This is a genomic window from Anaerotignum faecicola, from assembly GCA_024460105.1.
Classification (GTDB): domain Bacteria; phylum Bacillota; class Clostridia; order Lachnospirales; family Anaerotignaceae; genus JANFXS01.
The window spans coordinates 1-391 of the sequence record JANFXS010000573.1; the positions used below are offsets into that span (position 1 = coordinate 1).

At 43.5% G+C, this 391-nt stretch carries 1 protein-coding gene; it reads right to left on the reverse strand.

Annotation, left to right across the window (positions count from 1 at the left end; all coding sequences use genetic code 11):
- Positions 1 to 82: 82 nt before the first annotated feature.
- Positions 83 to 391: potassium-transporting ATPase subunit C (locus tag NE664_15450; GenBank protein MCQ4728028.1), on the reverse strand; the 309-nt coding region annotated here is incomplete at its 5' end.

Sequence of the window (391 nt, forward strand, 5' to 3'; positions counted from 1 at the left end):
GTTACAAACTCCTTCCATACAGCTTTACAGCACTTTCTGATTCACATAAAACACACATCACCGCACACATTTCACCACGAAATCACGAAATTCTTACATCCATACTGCCGGATCGAAATCCTTCCAGATCCAGCGTAATATAGAGAAATCCCATTTCCTTCAGTTTACGGATCAGTTCCTCTCTCATCTCCAGAACTTTTTCGAATGCATTTAAATCTACTTCGATTCTTACAATATCGCCGTGCAGGCGCAGGCGTACATTTCCTCCAATCATGGTTCTCAAATACGCTTCCCCTGCCCCGATTTTCTCCAGAACCTCATAATCAATTTCCGTATTATACGGAATTCTCGTAGCCATGCAGGGAGTAGAAGGCCTGGAAGCCACGGATAT